General features: G+C 35.6%; 17 protein-coding genes and 1 pseudogene. All 18 read left to right on the top strand.

Annotation, left to right across the window (positions count from 1 at the left end; all coding sequences use genetic code 11):
- Positions 1-323 precede the first annotated feature (323 nt).
- The 18 genes and pseudogenes from ftsY (at position 324) to rplS (ending at position 18,263) form a co-directional block, all read left to right on the top strand.
- Complete coding sequence (gene ftsY, locus AC5LWL_RS14960) at positions 324-1,313, top strand: signal recognition particle-docking protein FtsY (protein WP_493435051.1); 990 nt, start codon at positions 324-326, stop codon at positions 1,311-1,313.
- 321 nt (positions 1,314-1,634) lie between these two features.
- Positions 1,635-1,898, top strand: coding sequence for a hypothetical protein (locus AC5LWL_RS14955; protein WP_493435050.1), 264 nt, complete (start codon positions 1,635-1,637; stop codon positions 1,896-1,898).
- Positions 1,899-2,186: 288 nt separating this feature from the next.
- Positions 2,187-4,541 (top strand): DUF8725 domain-containing protein, encoded by a 2,355-nt coding sequence (locus AC5LWL_RS14950; RefSeq protein ID WP_493435049.1) that lies wholly within the window; start codon positions 2,187-2,189, stop codon positions 4,539-4,541.
- Entirely contained in the window at positions 4,538-5,470 is a 933-nt protein-coding gene (locus AC5LWL_RS14945) for an ABC transporter ATP-binding protein (protein ID WP_493435048.1), read from the top strand. The genes AC5LWL_RS14950 and AC5LWL_RS14945 overlap by 4 nt, the downstream gene beginning before the upstream one ends.
- Positions 5,467-6,312, top strand: a complete 846-nt coding sequence (locus AC5LWL_RS14940) for an ABC transporter permease (protein WP_493435047.1) — start codon at positions 5,467-5,469, stop codon at positions 6,310-6,312. The genes AC5LWL_RS14945 and AC5LWL_RS14940 overlap by 4 nt, the downstream gene beginning before the upstream one ends.
- Before the next feature lie 15 nt (positions 6,313-6,327).
- Complete coding sequence (locus AC5LWL_RS14935) at positions 6,328-7,068, top strand: hypothetical protein (protein WP_493435046.1); 741 nt, start codon at positions 6,328-6,330, stop codon at positions 7,066-7,068.
- Positions 7,069-7,377: 309 nt separating this feature from the next.
- A pseudogene (locus AC5LWL_RS14930) lies at positions 7,378-8,208 on the top strand (AAA family ATPase); the annotation flags it as partial.
- Positions 8,205-9,068 (top strand): DUF58 domain-containing protein, encoded by an 864-nt coding sequence (locus AC5LWL_RS14925; protein WP_493435045.1) that lies wholly within the window; start codon positions 8,205-8,207, stop codon positions 9,066-9,068. The pseudogene AC5LWL_RS14930 and the gene AC5LWL_RS14925, both read left to right, overlap by 4 nt.
- Before the next feature lie 13 nt (positions 9,069-9,081).
- Positions 9,082-10,863, top strand: a complete 1,782-nt coding sequence (locus AC5LWL_RS14920) for a vWA domain-containing protein (RefSeq protein WP_493435044.1) — start codon at positions 9,082-9,084, stop codon at positions 10,861-10,863.
- On the top strand, positions 10,847-13,600 hold the full coding sequence (locus AC5LWL_RS14915; protein ID WP_493435043.1) for a VWA domain-containing protein: 2,754 nt from the start codon (positions 10,847-10,849) through the stop codon (positions 13,598-13,600). Before AC5LWL_RS14920 ends, AC5LWL_RS14915 begins: the two co-directional genes overlap by 17 nt.
- 112 nt (positions 13,601-13,712) lie before the next feature.
- Positions 13,713-14,045 (top strand): putative DNA-binding protein, encoded by a 333-nt coding sequence (locus tag AC5LWL_RS14910; RefSeq protein WP_493435042.1) that lies wholly within the window; start codon positions 13,713-13,715, stop codon positions 14,043-14,045.
- Between the two features lie 12 nt (positions 14,046-14,057).
- Complete coding sequence (gene ffh / locus AC5LWL_RS14905; RefSeq protein WP_493435041.1) at positions 14,058-15,410, top strand: signal recognition particle protein; 1,353 nt, start codon at positions 14,058-14,060, stop codon at positions 15,408-15,410.
- Positions 15,411-15,540: 130 nt separating this feature from the next.
- A complete protein-coding gene (rpsP, locus tag AC5LWL_RS14900; RefSeq protein WP_493435040.1) occupies positions 15,541-15,813 on the top strand; it encodes a 30S ribosomal protein S16 in 273 nt (90 codons plus the stop codon).
- Positions 15,814-15,827: 14 nt separating this feature from the next.
- A complete protein-coding gene (locus AC5LWL_RS14895; protein WP_493435039.1) occupies positions 15,828-16,058 on the top strand; it encodes a KH domain-containing protein in 231 nt (76 codons plus the stop codon).
- Positions 16,059-16,123: 65 nt separating this feature from the next.
- Positions 16,124-16,510: a YlqD family protein gene (locus tag AC5LWL_RS14890; RefSeq protein ID WP_493435038.1), complete on the top strand. Its 387-nt coding sequence runs from the start codon at positions 16,124-16,126 to the stop codon at positions 16,508-16,510.
- Positions 16,511-16,520: 10 nt separating this feature from the next.
- Complete coding sequence (rimM, locus tag AC5LWL_RS14885) at positions 16,521-17,039, top strand: ribosome maturation factor RimM (protein ID WP_493435037.1); 519 nt, start codon at positions 16,521-16,523, stop codon at positions 17,037-17,039.
- On the top strand, positions 17,039-17,776 hold the full coding sequence (gene trmD / locus AC5LWL_RS14880) for a tRNA (guanosine(37)-N1)-methyltransferase TrmD (protein WP_493435036.1): 738 nt from the start codon (positions 17,039-17,041) through the stop codon (positions 17,774-17,776). Before rimM ends, trmD begins: the two co-directional genes overlap by 1 nt.
- A 142-nt stretch (positions 17,777-17,918) precedes the next feature.
- Positions 17,919-18,263, top strand: coding sequence for a 50S ribosomal protein L19 (gene rplS / locus AC5LWL_RS14875; RefSeq protein ID WP_493435035.1), 345 nt, complete (start codon positions 17,919-17,921; stop codon positions 18,261-18,263).
- Positions 18,264-18,406: the final 143 nt, after the last annotated feature.

Raw genomic sequence — 18,406 nt, 5'->3', positions numbered from 1 at the left:
GGGGATGGTGAAACCACGCAGTGAAACGAGGAGGCTCACCGCTCGCCCCATGGAGAGCGAAGTGTATTCTGACTGCGGACTATTCGAGAGAGCGAAACCCTCTTTTCAGTGGAGCCTTTTCTAAAAATGACCAGTCTATATAGCAAAGATTAAAAAGCATGAGAATGTATTAATTCACGTTAAATTACTGACTAGCTTCAGCACCTTACACCTGTGAAAGATAATCTCTAGACTCAAAAAGTAAAAGGAACTTTTGAGTCTGTAGAACATTATTTTTCCGAGATGAACAACATACTTACGTTTTTTACGAAAGAAGGGAAATAATGAGTTTTTTTAAAAAATTAAAAGAAAAAATGTCGCAGCAAACAAATACTGTATCAGATAAATTTAAACAAGGATTATCGAAAACAAGGAACAACTTTTCCGAAAAAGTGAATGATCTTGTTTCCCGCTACCGAAAAGTGGACGAAGATTTCTTCGAAGAATTAGAAGAAATCCTAATTGGAGCAGATGTTGGCTTTGATACAGTTATGGAACTAATTGATGAATTAAAAAAGGAAGTACAGCGGAAAAATATTCAAGATCCGAAAGAAGTACAAGTTGTTATTTCTGAGAAACTTGTCAGCATTTATCAAAATGGCAGCGATACTTCCCCAACCATTAATATACAAAAGGATGGACTTACCGTTATTTTATTTGTTGGTGTAAACGGAGTTGGGAAAACAACAACGATTGGTAAACTTGCACATTCTTACAAAGAAGAAGGCAAAAAAGTCCTTTTGGCAGCAGGCGATACATTCCGTGCTGGCGCTATTGAGCAGTTAGAAATTTGGGGAGAACGAGTAGGCGTTGAAGTGATAAAACAAGTGGCAGGTTCTGACCCGGCTGCTGTGATGTACGACGCCGTGCATGCAGCGAAATCTCGTCAAGCAGATATTCTTTTATGCGATACTGCCGGCCGTTTGCAAAACAAAGTAAACTTAATGAATGAGTTAGCAAAAGTAAAAAAAGTGATTGAAAGAGAAATTCCAGGGGCGCCACACGAAGTTCTATTGGTATTGGATGCAACAACAGGGCAAAATGCATTGATACAGGCAAAAACATTTAAAGAGGCAACAGATGTTAATGGTATTGTTCTTACCAAATTAGATGGAACAGCAAAAGGCGGCATCGTTTTAGCCATTCGCAATGAATTGAATATCCCAGTTAAATTAGTCGGACTTGGAGAAAAGATGGATGATCTACAACCATTTGATCCAGAAAAATACGTGTACGGACTTTTTTCCGATTTAGTTGAAGAAACAGAAGAATAAAAAGAAGGAAGCTGGGACATAAGTATTCCAGCCGAAGATAAACCCGAACAATGATACGAAGATGTAAAAATATCTCGTATCATGGTTTGGGTTTTTTATTTATGTAAAAAAGAAGGTTTGTAGTAATCACCCGCAGCCTGAAGACACTCGACTCCTGTGGGAAGTAGAGGAAAGACTGAGCACCCGCAGTGAAATGCCCCATGGAAAGTGAAGTGTATTCTATTCGAGTGTGTCGCGTGCATTATCTTGTCAAGGCAGACTAAAAAAAACAAAAAGAAGAATACTAAATAATACGAAAGATTGCGTAAAAGGAGGAGTACAATGTTTATTCAAACTGTTGTAATTATAATAATTGTTATTGGCATTTTTCTTGCAAGAAAAGGCCATAAAATACAAACTCATGCCTTCTCACAATTAGGATCGACATTAACAAACCGTCAACTAGTCCAAACAGAATCGAAGCATCTGTTAACAATAGAAGAAGAAAATTTATTTTTAACCAGCTTATCTGGAATTCGATTGAAAATTATTGGCGTATTAGTTATCGCCATCCCATGCAGCGTTTTGATTTTATTACATATATAAGCGCTTATCAAGGTTAGCTTGATTAATGGATTATGTCCTTTCTTTGTTTAAAGCTAGGTTTAATAAGCTATTTTGTGTTTTTTTCGTCCAAGATTATTTTGTAATGACTTATTTTTCAGGTTGATAATTGTTGGATTTTACAATAAAGTGGAAAAAGACAAATAGAAATGTCGTTTTTTAAAAACATTTCAAAAAAATAAAAAAGGTGTAGGGGAAAGAACACTTTTCATCGTTTATTTAGTGGAAGAAAAAAATTACTGTTTTATTATTGGAATGGAGGATTAATTTTTGAAGACCTCAAAAAAGGCAATACTTATTTTTATGTTTATTTTATTTTTATTTGCTATTACGGAAAAAGGCGCTTTTGCAAAGAAGCTTGCTAGTGATTTGAAAATATCAACAGAAGTTGGATTTGATGGGAAAGTTGTAGAGGGGAAAGGATATCCTATTACCATTTCCATTGAAAATACCGGAAAGACATTTAAAGGGAATCTATTGTTGCCATATGCTTCTACATATGAAACGGCAGGCAGCAAAGTATTAGCGATTGATTTGCCTGCTAACAGCAAAAAAACATATTCCATTTCCCTTGCTGGTCTAAGTTCAGATGGATTTGCTAATGGAAATAATACGATTCGCTTGTTTAAAGGAGATTGGCAGGACGGCGAAGAAGTGAGTTTTACCGGGACGAAAAATATTAAAACAAATTTTATAACAGACTATACGTTTGCGATACTAAGCGATCAATATGATCAATATAAAGATTTACGTGATTTGCAAAACGATTCTATGAAAACAATGGAATTAACAAAAGATAGAATACCAGACAGTTCTATTGGTTTAGAAGGTGTAAACTACTTATTAATAGATAATTTTTCCCTCACTGAATTAAGCGAACTGAAGCAAAAGGCAATTCAAGACTGGATTGTCAAAGGTGGAGTATTGATAACAGGAAGTCAACCGAACAGTGAGCAGAATCTGGCTACTATTCAACCCCTTTTGCCATTACAACTTGGCAAAGAAATTACTATTTCAAGTAATAGTATACATAATGGAAAGTTCAATGATTTTTCACTGCCGGCTTATGAAACAACCCTTGCAAATGGAGCAGAAATGATAACCGGCAGCAATAACAATCCGCTTATTGCGAAAAAAACGGTCGGAAACGGGTTGATCGTACAAACCGCATTTTCTCTTCATGATCCAAGTCTTTTAGCTTCCGATAGCTATGCTGATTGGTTTGAACAATTATTTCTGTCGGAAAAGATGCAGCCACTAAATAATCAACAGTATTCAAACACTGTTTTCAATGATATGTATCAATCATTTTTTGAATTCAACGAGTATTTTAAAGGCTCTAATTTTTCTATTCCGCTAATCATTGGCATTTTACTCAGCTATCTCCTAGTTATCGTGCCAGTGCTGTATTTTGTATTAAAGAAAAAGGATAAAAGAGAATATGCTTGGTGGATTATCCCTGGAATTGCCATTTGTCTTTCGATAGCACTCTTTGTCATCGGGGCAAAGGACCGAATTCAATCATCCAAATTTAATCAAATGGGTATATTTCAATATGAAAATAACTATTTAACTGGCTATCATGCTACGACACTATTAAGCAATAATGCAGGTGATTATACAATCTCGTATAATAAGTCAGAATATGAACCAATTCCATATATAGGATACACGAATAAAAAAATAGAAGCCGTAATAGAAGAAAAGCGGAAAATGAATGAAATTAATTTCTCTGATGTGGAATATTGGTCAAATAGAACCATTATTGGAAAAGCAATGAAACCACTAAAAGGCGGGTTTGAACAACATTTAAACAGTACTCCTCAAAAACTTACTGGTACTGTGAAAAATAATTTTCCCTATGACTTTTCAGTTGTTTATATTTGGTCTGGGAAAGATAAAATCAAAATCGGCAGTTTAAAAGCTGGAGAAACCAAAACAATTGATGCAAAAAAACAAACTGCTTATTTTACGGCGCCTGTTGATTCAACTTATCAAGGGATTTATCCTGGGGATTATAAAGGGAAAGATTTAACCGTATTCCGTGAAAAAGTAGTAGAAACTGCTATTTCGCAAAAAAGTCTTTCAGGATTAAATAATGAAAGCAAACCTATTATTTATGGCATAACGAATGATGAAATTACTTCTGTCAATCTAGCACATAAAAAAGTGCAGAAAAATAATACGAATATTATTATGGAACCTATTTCGTTACATAATCATTTTGCAGGCAATATTACCTTTACTGAAGAAAATTTCGATAAGAGTATTAATATTTTAAATGGTGCTGTCTACAATGGTTCCTATATGTCTAAGGGATTAATGCTTGAAAATGGCGAATACAACTATTATTACCAAATACCTGACTCTTTTAACCTGAATAAAATTTCATTTGAGTCATTAACCCTTCAAGGCAATGGAGCAGGAGGAGCCAACTTTACTATCTATAATAATAAAACGAAAAAATATCAAGATATAAGCGGGTCTTTTTCTGTACGTAAAAAGGAAGTAGATCAATATGTATCAGTGAAAGGTAAAATAACGCTTGGCATTAAAAAGAATTCGAATGGTGATCCATATGTATCACTTCCGAACATTAAGTTAAAAGGAGAGATAAAAGAATGATAGAAATTCATAATCTTTCCAAAAAATACGGAAAGTTTACTGCACTGCATCCATTAAATTTAACAATTGAAAAAGGCACCGTTTTTGGGTTTGTCGGTCAAAATGGGGCAGGAAAATCGACAACATTTTCGATGCTTTCGACTCTTTTGGCACCCACTTCCGGCACTGCATATATAAATGGGTTTAATATTATGGAAGAACCGAAAGAAGTAAGAAAACAACTTGGCTATATGCCTGATTTTTTTGGTGTATATGATCAATTAAAAGCAGAGGAGTATTTGGATTTTTATGGGGCAAGTTATGGAATTAGTGCACAGGAGCGTCAAAGTTTAATTCCGCAGCTTTTAGAACTAGTAAATCTATCGCATAAACGGGGAGAATATGTTGATTTATTATCAAGAGGAATGAAGCAGCGTCTTTGTTTAGCAAGAAGTCTCATTCATGATCCTGCTGTTCTGATTTTGGATGAACCTGCATCAGGATTAGATCCAAGAGCTCGTGTAGAAATGAGGGAAGTACTAAAAGAGTTAAAGAAAATGGGTAAAACGATTATGATTTCTTCTCATATTTTGCCGGAGTTAGCAGAAATGTGTGATGTGATAGGAATTTTAGATCAAGGTGTAATGGTAGCACAAGGAACGGTTTCTGACATACAGAAAAAGCTGCAGAGCGAGAAATTAATTACAGTGATTACACTGGATGTAGAAAAAACGATTCGTTTTTTAGAAGAAAATTTTCAAGTGTCAAAGGTGGAAACTACTGGAGACAATAAAACCGTTCAATTTTTATATAATGGCACGGAAGAAGATCAAATGAATTTATTAAAAAATGCGATGCTATCAAATATTCCTATTGTTAGCTTTTCACATGCAGAAACGAATTTAGAAGATATCTTTATGGAAATTACAAAGGGGGTTGATCTTTCTTGAAGACATTGTTTATGAATCCGGTTTTAAGTAAAGAGCTTAAATTACGATTTCGTTCTGGAAAGAGTTTTCTCGGGCTGCTCTTTTATTTACTCGCATTAAGCATTCTTTTATGCGGTTATATGTATATAGAAATTATGTCCAATGCAAATGGATTTTTTAAACCGGAAAACAGCCGTGTCATGTTTATGCTGTTTTCGTTTCTCCAATTAGGTTTAATTCTTTTTATTACGCCAGGTTTAACGGGTGGAGTTATCAGCAGTGAGAGGGAAAGACAGACATTAAATATGCTGCTTACAACCACACAGAGCAGTACAGGAATTGTTATTGGGAAATTATTGTCTTCTCTTTCTTATTTAGTACTTTTGTTATTTGCAAGTTTGCCTTTATATAGTTTGGTATTTTTATATGGAGGAATCTCGCCAACGCAGCTCTTGTATACCTTTTTGTTCTTTTTGTTTACAATGATTGCAGTTGGAAGTTTAGGTGTATTATTTTCTACTTTAATTAGAAAAACAATTGTTTCAATGGTTACAACCTACAGTTCCGTTTTGTTTATTGCAGGTGGAACAGCTGTCATTGCGCTTATAGTGTATCAGCTTGCGATGATTAATACCCAAGGCCAGCCTGCTGATTCTCCTTATTTTTATTTTATTGCGATGTTAAATCCAGGCTTAATTTTAGCAGGCATGTTTGAACCGGAGCTTCTTGCTGAAATAAAAGGACAATCCGGGATAGAATTTCCAATATGGATTGCTTATATTATTTCCTATTCAATCATTATTATTGGTTCGCTTTTGATGAGCATCCGCAGACTTAGACCGAATATGAAAAAGGCAAAATAAAAGTGAGGGTTCAAAATGAATAATCAAAAGAAGTTTTTTTCGTTGCTTAAACCCGTTCAAAGATCGTTGTTTATGGAGTTATTGATAAAAGAAATACAATTCCTGCTTTTAGAAGCAGGGATTGTCCTCTTATTCAGTTATCTGTTGGCAAATTTTGTGATTATTCCTTTTCTAAATTGGTACATTCTTATTAGTTTCTTCCTCCTGTTCGTTGTCTTTCTTCTTCGTTTATGGTTCAAGCGTCCTACCAGCAAGGAAACGGTAACTTTGTTTAATACATATGTTGCAGAAGATTATGCCCTTACAGGGTTTCATTATGTAAATAATGATGGTGCAATGGAACAATTAGTGGTGGAACAGGCACTAAAAGAAATGAGAACAAAACAGCGTCATGTGTTAAAAAGAAAAAAGCACTTTTTTTATCCTAAATTAATAGTGCTATCTTTTTTATGTTTTGCTTCTTATACTGTTCTTTTGCAATTTCCGTCTTCTACTTTTCAATTAGGAAAGAAAAAGGAAGAAGAAATAAACGTTATTGCTAAAACAAAAAAAGAGCTAGATAAAAAAGTGACAAAGGAAACAAATAAACAGGTAGCCGATACATTAAAAAAAGTGGATAAAGAGTTAATAAAAACAGATACCGTAAAAAAAGCGTTTCAGTCGATGGAAAAGGAAATGAAAAAACTACAGTGCCATTGCCATTTCCATTTCCGTTTCCAGAGCCTTTTCCACTGCCTTTATTTCCATTTGAATTAGCAGAATTCTTTTGAGCATTTCCGTTATTTGCTTGTTGATTATTTTGTGCATTTTGATTATTCGTCGTCTGATTTGTATTTTGCGCGGTGTTCGTATTTGAATTTGGCGTAGAAATACCATTTGCTACGCTTTCTTTTTGCAGATAATTCTGAACATTAGAAAGTTCTTTTTGAGCTGTAGCCAATTCTTGCAGTTTACTCTCTGAGTTCATATTATCTTCCATCTGCTTCATTAACTGTTTAAGCTGTTCATCTGTTAGTTTTCCATCATATCCTGATAATTGATTTAATGCATTTTTTTGTTCGTTAGATAATTCGGACTATTTCGGAAGTACTTGATTTGAGCTTTGCAAGAATTCAATTTACACCAGATTTGATGCCGGCAGATATTACTGGAACGATGCTTTTGCAACCAGATGAAACGGGAAAACAGCAGTTTCAATTTCATGAAGGGCCATTATTTAGAAATATTGTGTTAGCTGATGAAATTAATCGTGCTACACCGAAAACACAAAGCGCCCTCCTTGAGGCAATGGCTGAAAAAACCGTGACGATAATGGGGGATACAAAAGAACTCGATTCTCCATTTTTTGTTCTGGCAACACAAAATCCAATTGATATGGAAGGCACGTATCCTTTGCCAGAAGCACAGCTTGATCGGTTTTTATGTAAACTCATCGTTAAATATCCATCAAAAGCAGAGCTGAAAGAAATTATTTTGAAAACAACTAATGCGGAACAAGTGCGTCTCAAAAAGATAGCAAAAGTGGAACAAGTGTTATCTCTTCAAAAGCTTGCAAAAAAGGTTCTTTTTGCAGATGAAATGCTTAATACAGCTGTAAATATTCTAGCTGCTACCCATCCAGACTCAGAAGATGCAACAGATTTAGGAAAAAAATATATTCAATATGGCAGTGGACCCCGTGGGCTCCAGAGTATGGTTGCGATGGCAAAAGCAAGAGCATTGTCTTTAGGAAGACTTCATGTTTCAATCGCAGATATCCGTCATGCAGCACTTCCCGTTTTAAGACATCGCGTTAGCTTGAACTTTGAAGGAGAAATTGCCGGAATTACGGTTGATAAAGTAATAGAAGATATTTTACAAAAAACAATCAGCATCGAAACAGGAAGAGGAAAATGAGAGAATATCACCAATTATTAAGTCGACTGCAAAGGAAAAGTCTTCAACTTACTAATAAAAAAAGAGGAATGCAAATTGGAAAAAGAAAATCCGCTACAATTGGGTCCTCTACGGAATTTTCTGATTATAAGAAATACCAGCCAGGCGATGATATACGGCAAATTGACTGGAATGTCATGGGACGCACAAATAAAGCATACATAAAACGATTTATGGATGAAAAAGAAGTGCTTACTAGTATATATTTAGATGCGACTTCCTCCATGAAGTCGATTGCTGGTAAGTGGGAATTGGCTAAGCAGCTAGCAGCAAGTTTAAGCTTTTTAACCTTAGTACATGAGGATCGTTTATTCTTTTCTGCCATGACTTCGCCAAAAAGCACCTTTTATAGAAAAGGTGCCGTACATAGTAAAAGAACCTTTTATGAAATAATGGATTTTCAAGAAGAAAGTGAATCGACAAGCTTTATCGAGCCCCTGGGAAAGGCTATTACAAAGAAGCAAAATCTGACCATTTTAATTACTGACGGATTAGAGCCAATCCATCATTTTGTTGAGTTTTTTCAACGGGTTCACACTGGTCATTATTCCATTTGGCTCATTCAGCTGTTAAGTGAAGAAGAATTAAATCCTGCTTTTCATGGGGATATGGAATTGCTAGACAGTGAAAATCAGTCAACTGTCGATGTAAGTATGAATCAGAATATTTTAGAAATGTACAAAAAAAGAGTGATAGAACATAATAAAGAACTAGCTTTACTTTGTGCGAAATATGGAGTGCACTACATGCTGGCTACAGATGCTAAAGATATTCAAACAATCTTGCTTCGGGATTTTGCCAATCAAGGTTATATAAGATAAGGAGGAAGCGCTTATGCAATTTGTTCACCCACTGTATTTTTTATTTCTTCTTTTTATTGCTGCGTTTATCCTCTTTTATTTTTTCCGCAAGCAATATACAAAGCAAATCATCCCATCTAATTTATTGTGGACAGAGGTTATGAATGAAATGAAAGCATCCTCTTGGCTCCAGAAATGGCAGAATAACCTTCTGTTTTGGCTGCAGCTGCTCTGTCTTTTATTGCTTTTATTCGCAGTAGTGCAGCCTGTTTACTGGAAAGAAGGATTAAAAGGAGAACAATTTATTTTTTTGATGGATACCTCTGCCTCTATGGCAAGTACTGCTAATCAACAGAACAAACTAGAGGAAAGCAAAAAAAGGGCAATCGAAATGGTGCAAGCATTAAAAGATAATCAAACAATCACATTAATGGAAGTAAATAATCAACCAACTATTCTTTTAAATAAGGAAAAGGATAAAAAGAAAATAGTTCAAGCAATCAATGATATGCATTTAAGCTATACCCACGACAATTTTGATAAAGCAACTCAAATGGCAGAATCAATAGCAGTTGCTGGCAAAACTGCTATCCATATTTTTTCGGATGCTGTTACAAACGAGACAGTGGAGCAACATTTGAAAGATTACTATACAGAAGTTCATAATATTGGAAGCGATACGGATTCTAATATTTCTATTCAATCGTTTGGGGTTGCGAAGAAAAATGATAGCATTGCTGGAGTAGCTATGGTGAAAAATCAGAATGAAAAAACAGAAAAGATTCCTTTTCAAGTTGTAAGTGAAGGGGCAATATTATGGGAGAAAACAATCACACTTTTTCCACAAGAACAAAAAATAATCACGATAGAATCACTTCCTGCCAAAGCTTATTATGAAGCAAAAATCAATGCAAAAGATCAGTACATGGTAGATAATAAGCAAACGGCCATCTATACTAGTGCATTATCTTCCATCTATGCACCAGATTCGGCTAATTCATTTCTATTGAAAGCTTTTTCGACAATCGGTTTACATGTGGTACAAATGGAGAATCAAGACGAAATTAAGAAGAAAAAAGATGGGATCTATTTGTTGAATGGCTCTACCATTCTGAAAAACAATACACAGCCATCAATCTTTTTTTATGAATCGAAGGACAAGACTCCGCTAAAAGAAGCATTGGAACTGGAAGACGATTCCTTGTTTACCCATGTCGATATGAAGGATGTATATATAAAAGAAGCTTATATAAATAAACAAAATGATATGGATACGATTCTAAAAAGTGGGGATATACCACTTATACAGAAAGGAAAGATAAATGGCCAGCCGGTAATTTATATTAATTTCTCGATTCAAGATAGTGATTGGCCGCTGCATCCAAGCTTTCCTGTGTTCTTATATAATAGTTATCAATGGTTATCGTCACAATCTAACTACATCGGTGATTTTCAGCCATTAGAATCAAAATCTTTGAATTTAAATGCATCTATAAAGGAATGGGAAATTTTTAATGAAAAAGATGAAGCCATTGCTTCCTATCATCCTGCCAAAGAAAGCTTTCAAGCTCCAAAATCTCCAGGAGTTTATCAACTCTCATCTAGAGATAGTGTTTTTTATTTTTCTGTAAGCTTAGATGATCGGGAAAAAAAGATTCAATCAGAAAAATCCTTTTCCATAAATGATCAATCCCTACAAAACACAACAAACAAAGTGGCAGTACAGCAGAATACGTTGTGGTTTTGGTTTGCTTTGTCAGCATTTATACTACTTATAATCGAATGGGAGGTGTATAGACGTGCTAGTAGAATTTAAATACCCTTTCCTATTTTTATTGTTTTTGCCTGTTAGCATCTTGTTGTTTTTATATGTAAAACAACTACAAAATCAACGGAATAATAAAAAGGAAGGGTATATAATTGCAGCCCTCCGTTTTTGTCTATTTAGCGTACTGATTTTTGCTTTAACCGTTCCACAGTTGGTAATCCCGCATAGAGATGTGCCTGTTGTATTTGTATTGGATAGATCTGCAAGTGTAAAAGGATCAGCTGATGCAGAGTTTAGTTTTTTAGAACAAAGTATTCATTCAAAAAAACCGACAGATGAATATAGTATCATTTCATTCGGGGATAAGCCAATTGTTGAGCAAATCATGGGAACAGAAGAGCTGCGAATATCCAAATTAAGTGAAGAAATCGGACAAAATCACACCAATATAGAGTCTGCTTTATCGTTCGCTTCTAGTATTCTTCCAAACCATGGTGGAAGAATCGTACTGCTAACAGATGGAAATGAAACAATAGGCAAGGCAAAAGAGTTTGTCCCACTTCTAAAAAATCAATCGATTGAATTGGATGCGGTTTTATTACAATCAGAAAACTACGAAGATATGGCAATAAGCAATATAGAGCTTCCTCCCACACTTTATAAAGGAGAGCAAGTTTCATTGCATGTTTCTGTTGACAGTAATGTTTCAAAAAAAGGAACACTTCATTTATATGCTAATAATAAACAGATTGAAACAAAGGAAGTGGATGTGAAAGAGGGGCAAAATGTATTTCCAATTCATATGAAAGTAGACCAAACTGGTCTTGTTACATATCGGGCAGAGCTGGAAACGGAAAAGGATGCTTATACAGAAAACAATAAGTTTCAAGCAGTAACAACGATTAAAACAACGCCTAAAATATTAATTGTGCAAAATACAGAAAATGATCAGGTAAAAGATATTTTACAATCTGCAGGGTATGAGGTGGACAGTTTATCTCCTGCAAAACTTCCTACTTCTTTATCCGGTTATCTTTCTTATCAATCGATTATCTTTAATAATGTCCCGGCTACGTCCATAACGGAAAAACAAATGTCCTTAATGGAGAAAAGTGTAAAGGATTTTGGAGTAGGCTTTTTAATGGCAGGTGGAGAAGACAGCTTTGGTTTAGGTGGATATTTTAAAACACCGATTGAAAAACTGCTCCCTGTTGATATGGAGATCAAAGGAAAAAAGGAAATGCCATCATTAGGTTTAATGATTGTATTAGATCGTTCTGGCAGCATGTCTGGCGATAAATTAGCATTGGCAAAAGAGGCAGCTGCAAGATCGATTGAGCTGTTAAAAGACACTGATACATTGGGGTTTATTGCCTTTGATGATAAACCATGGAAAATTGTAGAACCGAAGCCTTTAAAAGATAAGGAGGAAGTAATTAAAAAAATCCGGTCTATTGCATTAGGTGGAGGAACCGAAATCTATTCTTCCTTAGCAGCTGCTTATGAAGAGATGGAAGGATTGGATGTTAAACGGAAACATATTATTCTTTTAACAGATGGACAATCTGCTACTAATAATGATTATAATAGCCTTTTGGAAGAAGGTAAGAAAAATAGTATCACTTTATCGACAGTTGCGCTAGGCATGGATGCAGATATCGGGCTTTTAGAGGAATTAGCTGAATTAGGATCTGGCCGTTATTATGAGGTTCAGGATTCAAGTGTTATTCCATCTATTTTATCGAGAGAAACAGTGATGGCTTCTCGCACATATATTGAAGATAACCCTTTTTATCCAATTATTCAAAATGGGTATAGCTGGACAAATTTATTTCAAGACGGAGTTCCACGAATGAATGCTTATATTGCAACAACACCTAAGGGGCAGGCTCAAGTACCAATTTTAAGTGAAAAAAAAGATGCGGTATTAGCAGAATGGCAGTATGGACTTGGAAAAACGGTGGCATTTACTTCGGATATTAATGGCGGATGGAACGGTGATTGGTCACGTTGGTCAAAATGGGGAAGCTTTGTAAACAAAATGGTGACAGAAACACTGCCCCAATATGATTCGGATCCTTATTCCGTATCAGTAGAAAAAAGGGATGAGCAAAATGTACTGACAATCAATTCTGATGAGCTGTCGACATTGCCGGTAGAGGTTTCTATTGTTTCACAAAAAGGAGAAAAGCTTGATATTCATACAAAAATGACGGCTCCTGGAAAATACGAAGTCGATCTTGATGAAGATCCTGGGCTCTATTTTATTAATATAAAACAAACAACGGAACAGGGAAATACATCTCTTTATCAATCTGGGTTTTCTATTCCTTATTCAAAGGAATATTTATTAAAAGGAAGCGATAAAAAGAAAGTAGAAGAGCTGCTTTCTATTTCCGATGGAAAATTGCTGACAAAAGAAGCAGATTCCTTTCGTCCACTTCAAGAAAAAAGCAACAAAAAACAAGAAATTACATTATGGTTGATTGTTTTGGCATTTTTGTTATTATTTATTGAAGTAGCAATCCGTCGATTTGGCTTAAAAGTAATAACCTTCCAACAAAAGAATAAACCAGAAAAGAAAAACATACAGAAAATAAACAAAAAGGCAGCAAGCAATCAAGAGCAAATAAATGACAGGGGAGTGACACGTGAAGTAGAGAAAAAGAAAGAGCAAAGAAAAACAAAAAAGAAAAAACAAATACAAAAAAGCACAAAAACTAGCTCGGATCGAGAAAGTCATTTACAGCAATTATTAGAAATGAAAAGAAAAAAACATAAGTAATGACTAGTTGCTTGTTACTACAAGTCATGTAAAGATAAAATCTTGACATCTAATCATATTCTGTGTAGAATAATTGTGTAAAGGCTTTTGACTTAACACGGGGGTATTTTCGATGCTTGAAAAAACAACACGAATGAATTATCTTTTCGATTTCTATCAGTCGTTGTTGACACCGAAGCAACGAAGTTATATGTCTCTTTATTATTTGGATGACTATTCTCTTGGTGAAATTGCAGACGAATATGATGTAAGTCGTCAAGCGGTGTATGATAATATAAAACGTACAGAAGCAATGCTTGAGGAATATGAGCATAAATTATTACTCTTTCAGAAGTTTCAAGAGCGTACTGTACTTTTTACGCAAATGAAAGAGTTGCTAAAAAACGATACTCCTTCGGTTTCAGCGTTGCAGAAAGCAATATTCGAGCTGGAGAAATTAGATTAAGGAGGGTCACATATGGCATTTGAAGGTTTAGCTGACCGACTGCAAAATACCATTCAAAAAATCCGTGGAAAAGGGAAAGTAAATGAAGCGGATGTTAAAGAAATGATGCGTGAAGTCCGTCTTGCATTATTGGAAGCGGATGTTAACTTTAAAGTAGTAAAGGAATTTGTGAAAAAAGTTAGTGAACGTGCAGTTGGACAAGAAGTGCTGAAAAGTTTAACTCCTGGGCAACAAGTTATTAAAGTAGTAAAAGAAGAGCTGACAGAATTAATGGGTGGAGAGCAAAGTAAAATTGCTGTTTCCAACCGGCCGCCGACTGTTATTATGATGGTTGGATTGCAAGGTGCCGGGAAAACCACTACTACTGGAAAACTCGCTAATTTGCTGCGCAAAAAATATAATCGAAAACCACTCCTTGTTGCGGCTGATATTTATCGGCCAGCTGCTATTAAGCAATTGGAAACTTTAGGGAAACAACTTGACTTTCCAGTGTTTTCTTTAGGTGACCAAGTAAGTCCTGTGGAGATTGCAAAACAAGCGATTGAAAAAGCAAAAGAAGAGCATCATGATTATGTATTAATTGATACAGCGGGTCGTCTTCATGTGGACGAATCTTTAATGGATGAATTAAAGCAGATCAAAGAACTGTCAAAGCCTGATGAGATTTTCTTAGTCGTTGATGCTATGACAGGACAAGATGCTGTAAATGTTGCAGGAAGCTTCAATGAACAGCTTGGACTTACGGGTGTTGTATTGACAAAACTGGATGGAGATACTCGAGGCGGTGCAGCACTTTCCATTCGTTCTGTTACACAAACGCCGATTAAGTTTGTTGGTCTTGGTGAAAAAATGGATGCATTAGAAGCGTTTCATCCAGAACGCATGGCGTCCCGTATTCTTGGGATGGGCGATGTATTAAGCTTAATTGAAAAGGCACAGTTGAATGTGGATGAAGAAAAAGCGAAAGAGCTTGAAAAGAAGATGAAAAATGCTTCTTTCACATTAGACGATTTTCTTGATCAATTAGGGCAAGTAAAAAGCATGGGCCCCCTTGATGAACTATTAAAAATGATGCCTGGCGCGAATAAGATAAAAGGTTTGAATAATCTACAAGTAGATGAAAAACAAATTGCTCATGTAGAAGCAATTATTCGTTCCATGACGATGAAAGAAAAAGAACACCCGGAAATTATCAATGCAAACAGACGGAAGCGTATTGCCAAAGGAAGCGGCAGAAGTGTACCGGAAGTAAACAGATTGTTAAAGCAATTTGAGGATATGAAAAAAATGATGAAACAAATGACCAATATGGGTCAAAAAGGAAAGAAAAAAGGCGGCTTTAAAATGCCTTTTAATCCATTTTAAACAAGGAAAAACCGCAAGATTTAGTGAATTTGATGGGAAAGTAAAGTCTGACAAGAAAAAACACTTTACAAACTCTAAAACAATTGATATTATACTATCTTGTGTGAAACTATTCGGAGGTGCAATTTTAATGGCAGTAAAAATTCGTTTAAAACGTATGGGAGCAAAAAAATCTCCTTTTTATCGTATCGTAGTAGCAGATTCTCGTTCACCACGTGATGGACGTTTCATTGAAACAGTAGGAACTTACAATCCTGTAGCAGAGCCTGCTATCGTGGATATCAACGAAGAAAAAGTACTACAATGGCTACAAACTGGTGCAAAACCATCTGATACAGTTCGTAACCTTTTCTCTAACCAAGGTATTATGGAAAAATTCCATAATATTAAAAACGGCAAGTAATTCGTTCTGAGACAATGAAAGAGCTTATAGAAACGATTGTTAAGCCCCTTGTTGATTATCCGGATGATGTTACTGTACAGGTTACGGAAGAGGTTAATCGAATCATTTACTTGCTTTCTGTCAACAAGAACGACATGGGAAAAGTAATTGGAAAGCAAGGGCGGGTTGCTAAAGCAATTCGGACGGTTGTTTACGCAGCTGGATCATTACAACAGAAGAAACTAATTGTTGAGATTAGTGATTAGAAGTAAAATAAAGGAGGAGGGGAAACCCTTCTCTTTTTCTAATTACTTTTTATCAGGAGGCATGTATGAAAATACTCCAGTCCGTTAGTGTAAAGCAGATTTTAACAGAAACAACAAAGGAACAGCTTTTACAAAAATATGAACAAGAGATCATGCAGTTGGAGAAAGAATGTCAGCAGTTGCGCTTTGAGGAAAAAAAACAGCTGCGGAATCAACATTTGTCTACTAGTAAAATAAAAGGCTATTATAACAGCACAATAAAAAAAAGATTGGAAAAAAAGCAAGGGAAAGAGTTTCTGATCGAACAAATACATATACTACCACTGGGTAGTGAACTGAAGGAACAAGAAGTTACAGCATTAGTGGAAATTAACGAAGGCGATGTTTGGCAAGATACAATAAGCTCTAAAACAATTATTATAAAAGACGGAGTAGTAGAAGAAATAAGATAGAGGTGAAAAAATGGAAAAATGGTTTAATGTAGGAAAGGTCGTTAATACACATGGAATAAAAGGGGAAGTTCGTGTTATTTCACGTACAGACTTTCCAGAAGAACGATATAAAGTAGGCAATACGATATATTTTTTTCAAACGGAGAAAGCTGAACCAATGGAAGTGACCATCAAAAGCCATCGTGTACATAAGAATTTTAATTTATTAACATTTGAAGGATATGATAATGTTAATTCTATTGAATTCATGAAAGGTGGATTATTAAAGGTTCCAGAAAGCTTCTTAGGAGAACTTTCTGAAAACGAGTATTATTTCCATGAAATTATCGATTGCACTGTAAAAACGATTGAAGGGGAGGAACTCGGTATTATTACAGAGATTTTGACTCCGGGAGCAAATGATGTATGGGTAATAAAAGGGAAAGATAAAAGGGAGCTGCTTATTCCCTATATAGAAGAAGTAGTGATGAAAGTGGATGTAAAAGAAAAACTAGTTATTATTGAGCCAATGGAAGGGCTGTTGTCTTAATGAAAGTAGATGTACTGACACTTTTCCCAGAGATGTTTGACGGGATATTTAATAGCTCTATCTTAAAAAAAGCGAAGGAAGCTGAAAAAGTTACGTACAATGTCGTGAATTTCCGTTCCTATTCAGACAACAAACACCAATCTGTTGATGACTATCCTTACGGTGGCGGCGCTGGCATGGTTTTAAAGCCACAGCCTATCTTTGATGCTGTACAAGGGATAAAAGAAGCTAGCGGTACCTCTCCGCGCGTTATTTTAATGTGCCCTCAAGGGGAAAGATATTCGCAGCAAAAAGCAGAAGAGCTTGCTAGAGAAGATCATTTGATTTTTATTTGTGGTCATTATGAAGGCTATGATGAAAGAATAAGAGAACATTTAGTAACAGATGAAATTTCGATTGGCGATTATGTTCTGACAGGCGGAGAATTAGGAGCTTTAGTAGTGATTGACAGTGTTGTGCGCTTATTGCCAGGTGTATTAGGAAAAGAAGCTTCACATGTGAATGATTCTTTTAGTACAGGCTTGCTTGAGCACCCCCATTACACCCGTCCAGCAGACTTTAGAGGAATGAAGGTTCCTCCCACTTTATTATCAGGAAATCACGCTCATATTGAGGAATGGAGAGAAACGGAATCTCTTAGAAGAACAATCCAAAGGCGGCCAGATTTACTAGAAAACTACCCATTAACGGAAAAACAACAAAAACTAATAGAAGAAATGAAGAAAAGCAATGAATAGATATTGATGTTGTTTTCTTTTTATGTTAAGATATCACTTGTGGCTTAAGCGGAGACAATCTGCGTAAAGGCCTTAAAACGATGTTCCGCTGCAAGAATTCTCTTAAGAGTGCAAGAATGTCTGTTGGAAGGAGTTGAAAACGATGCAAAAATTAATAGAAGATATCACAAAAGAACAACTTCGTTCAGATCTTCCTACGTTCCGTCCTGGTGACACTGTACGTGTACACGTTAAAGTTGTTGAGGGTACTCGTGAGCGTATTCAGGTATACGAAGGTGTTGTGATTAAGCGTCGTGGTGGTGGAATCAGCGAAACTTTTACAGTACGTAAAGTTTCTTACGGAGTAGGCGTTGAACGTACTTTCCCTGTAAACACACCAAAAATTGCGAAGCTTGAAGTTATTCGTCGCGGTAAAGTTCGCCGTGCTAAACTTTACTACCTACGTAACCTACGTGGTAAAAAAGCTCGTATTAAAGAAATCCGATAATTGTTACCAAAAAAGAGCTTGTTCTAAACAAGCTCTTTTTTATTTAGAAAATGTTAAATCACAATGGAAATATTCATGCAAATCCACTCCTATTTATCGGACGAACCAACCGCCAAGGCTCCTCGTGCATTCCTCGAAGCCAT

This window comes from Niallia sp. WK069_GA_01 (assembly GCF_983173855.1).
The sequence above is the reverse complement of the archived record's forward strand: the minus strand, read 5'-3'. Positions and strand labels throughout refer to the sequence as shown.

Coding starts and splice junctions, on each gene's coding strand:
- ftsY (WP_493435051.1), top strand. CDS start 324: ATGAGTTTTTTTAAAAAATTAAAAGAAAAAATGTCGCAGCAAACAAAT.
- AC5LWL_RS14955 (WP_493435050.1), top strand. CDS start 1,635: ATGTTTATTCAAACTGTTGTAATTATAATAATTGTTATTGGCATTTTT.
- AC5LWL_RS14945 (WP_493435048.1), top strand. CDS start 4,538: ATGATAGAAATTCATAATCTTTCCAAAAAATACGGAAAGTTTACTGCA.
- AC5LWL_RS14935 (WP_493435046.1), top strand. CDS start 6,328: ATGAATAATCAAAAGAAGTTTTTTTCGTTGCTTAAACCCGTTCAAAGA.
- AC5LWL_RS14925 (WP_493435045.1), top strand. CDS start 8,205: ATGAGAGAATATCACCAATTATTAAGTCGACTGCAAAGGAAAAGTCTT.
- AC5LWL_RS14920 (WP_493435044.1), top strand. CDS start 9,082: ATGCAATTTGTTCACCCACTGTATTTTTTATTTCTTCTTTTTATTGCT.
- AC5LWL_RS14910 (WP_493435042.1), top strand. CDS start 13,713: ATGCTTGAAAAAACAACACGAATGAATTATCTTTTCGATTTCTATCAG.
- ffh (WP_493435041.1), top strand. CDS start 14,058: ATGGCATTTGAAGGTTTAGCTGACCGACTGCAAAATACCATTCAAAAA.
- rpsP (WP_493435040.1), top strand. CDS start 15,541: ATGGCAGTAAAAATTCGTTTAAAACGTATGGGAGCAAAAAAATCTCCT.
- AC5LWL_RS14895 (WP_493435039.1), top strand. CDS start 15,828: ATGAAAGAGCTTATAGAAACGATTGTTAAGCCCCTTGTTGATTATCCG.
- AC5LWL_RS14890 (WP_493435038.1), top strand. CDS start 16,124: ATGAAAATACTCCAGTCCGTTAGTGTAAAGCAGATTTTAACAGAAACA.
- rimM (WP_493435037.1), top strand. CDS start 16,521: ATGGAAAAATGGTTTAATGTAGGAAAGGTCGTTAATACACATGGAATA.
- trmD (WP_493435036.1), top strand. CDS start 17,039: ATGAAAGTAGATGTACTGACACTTTTCCCAGAGATGTTTGACGGGATA.
- rplS (WP_493435035.1), top strand. CDS start 17,919: ATGCAAAAATTAATAGAAGATATCACAAAAGAACAACTTCGTTCAGAT.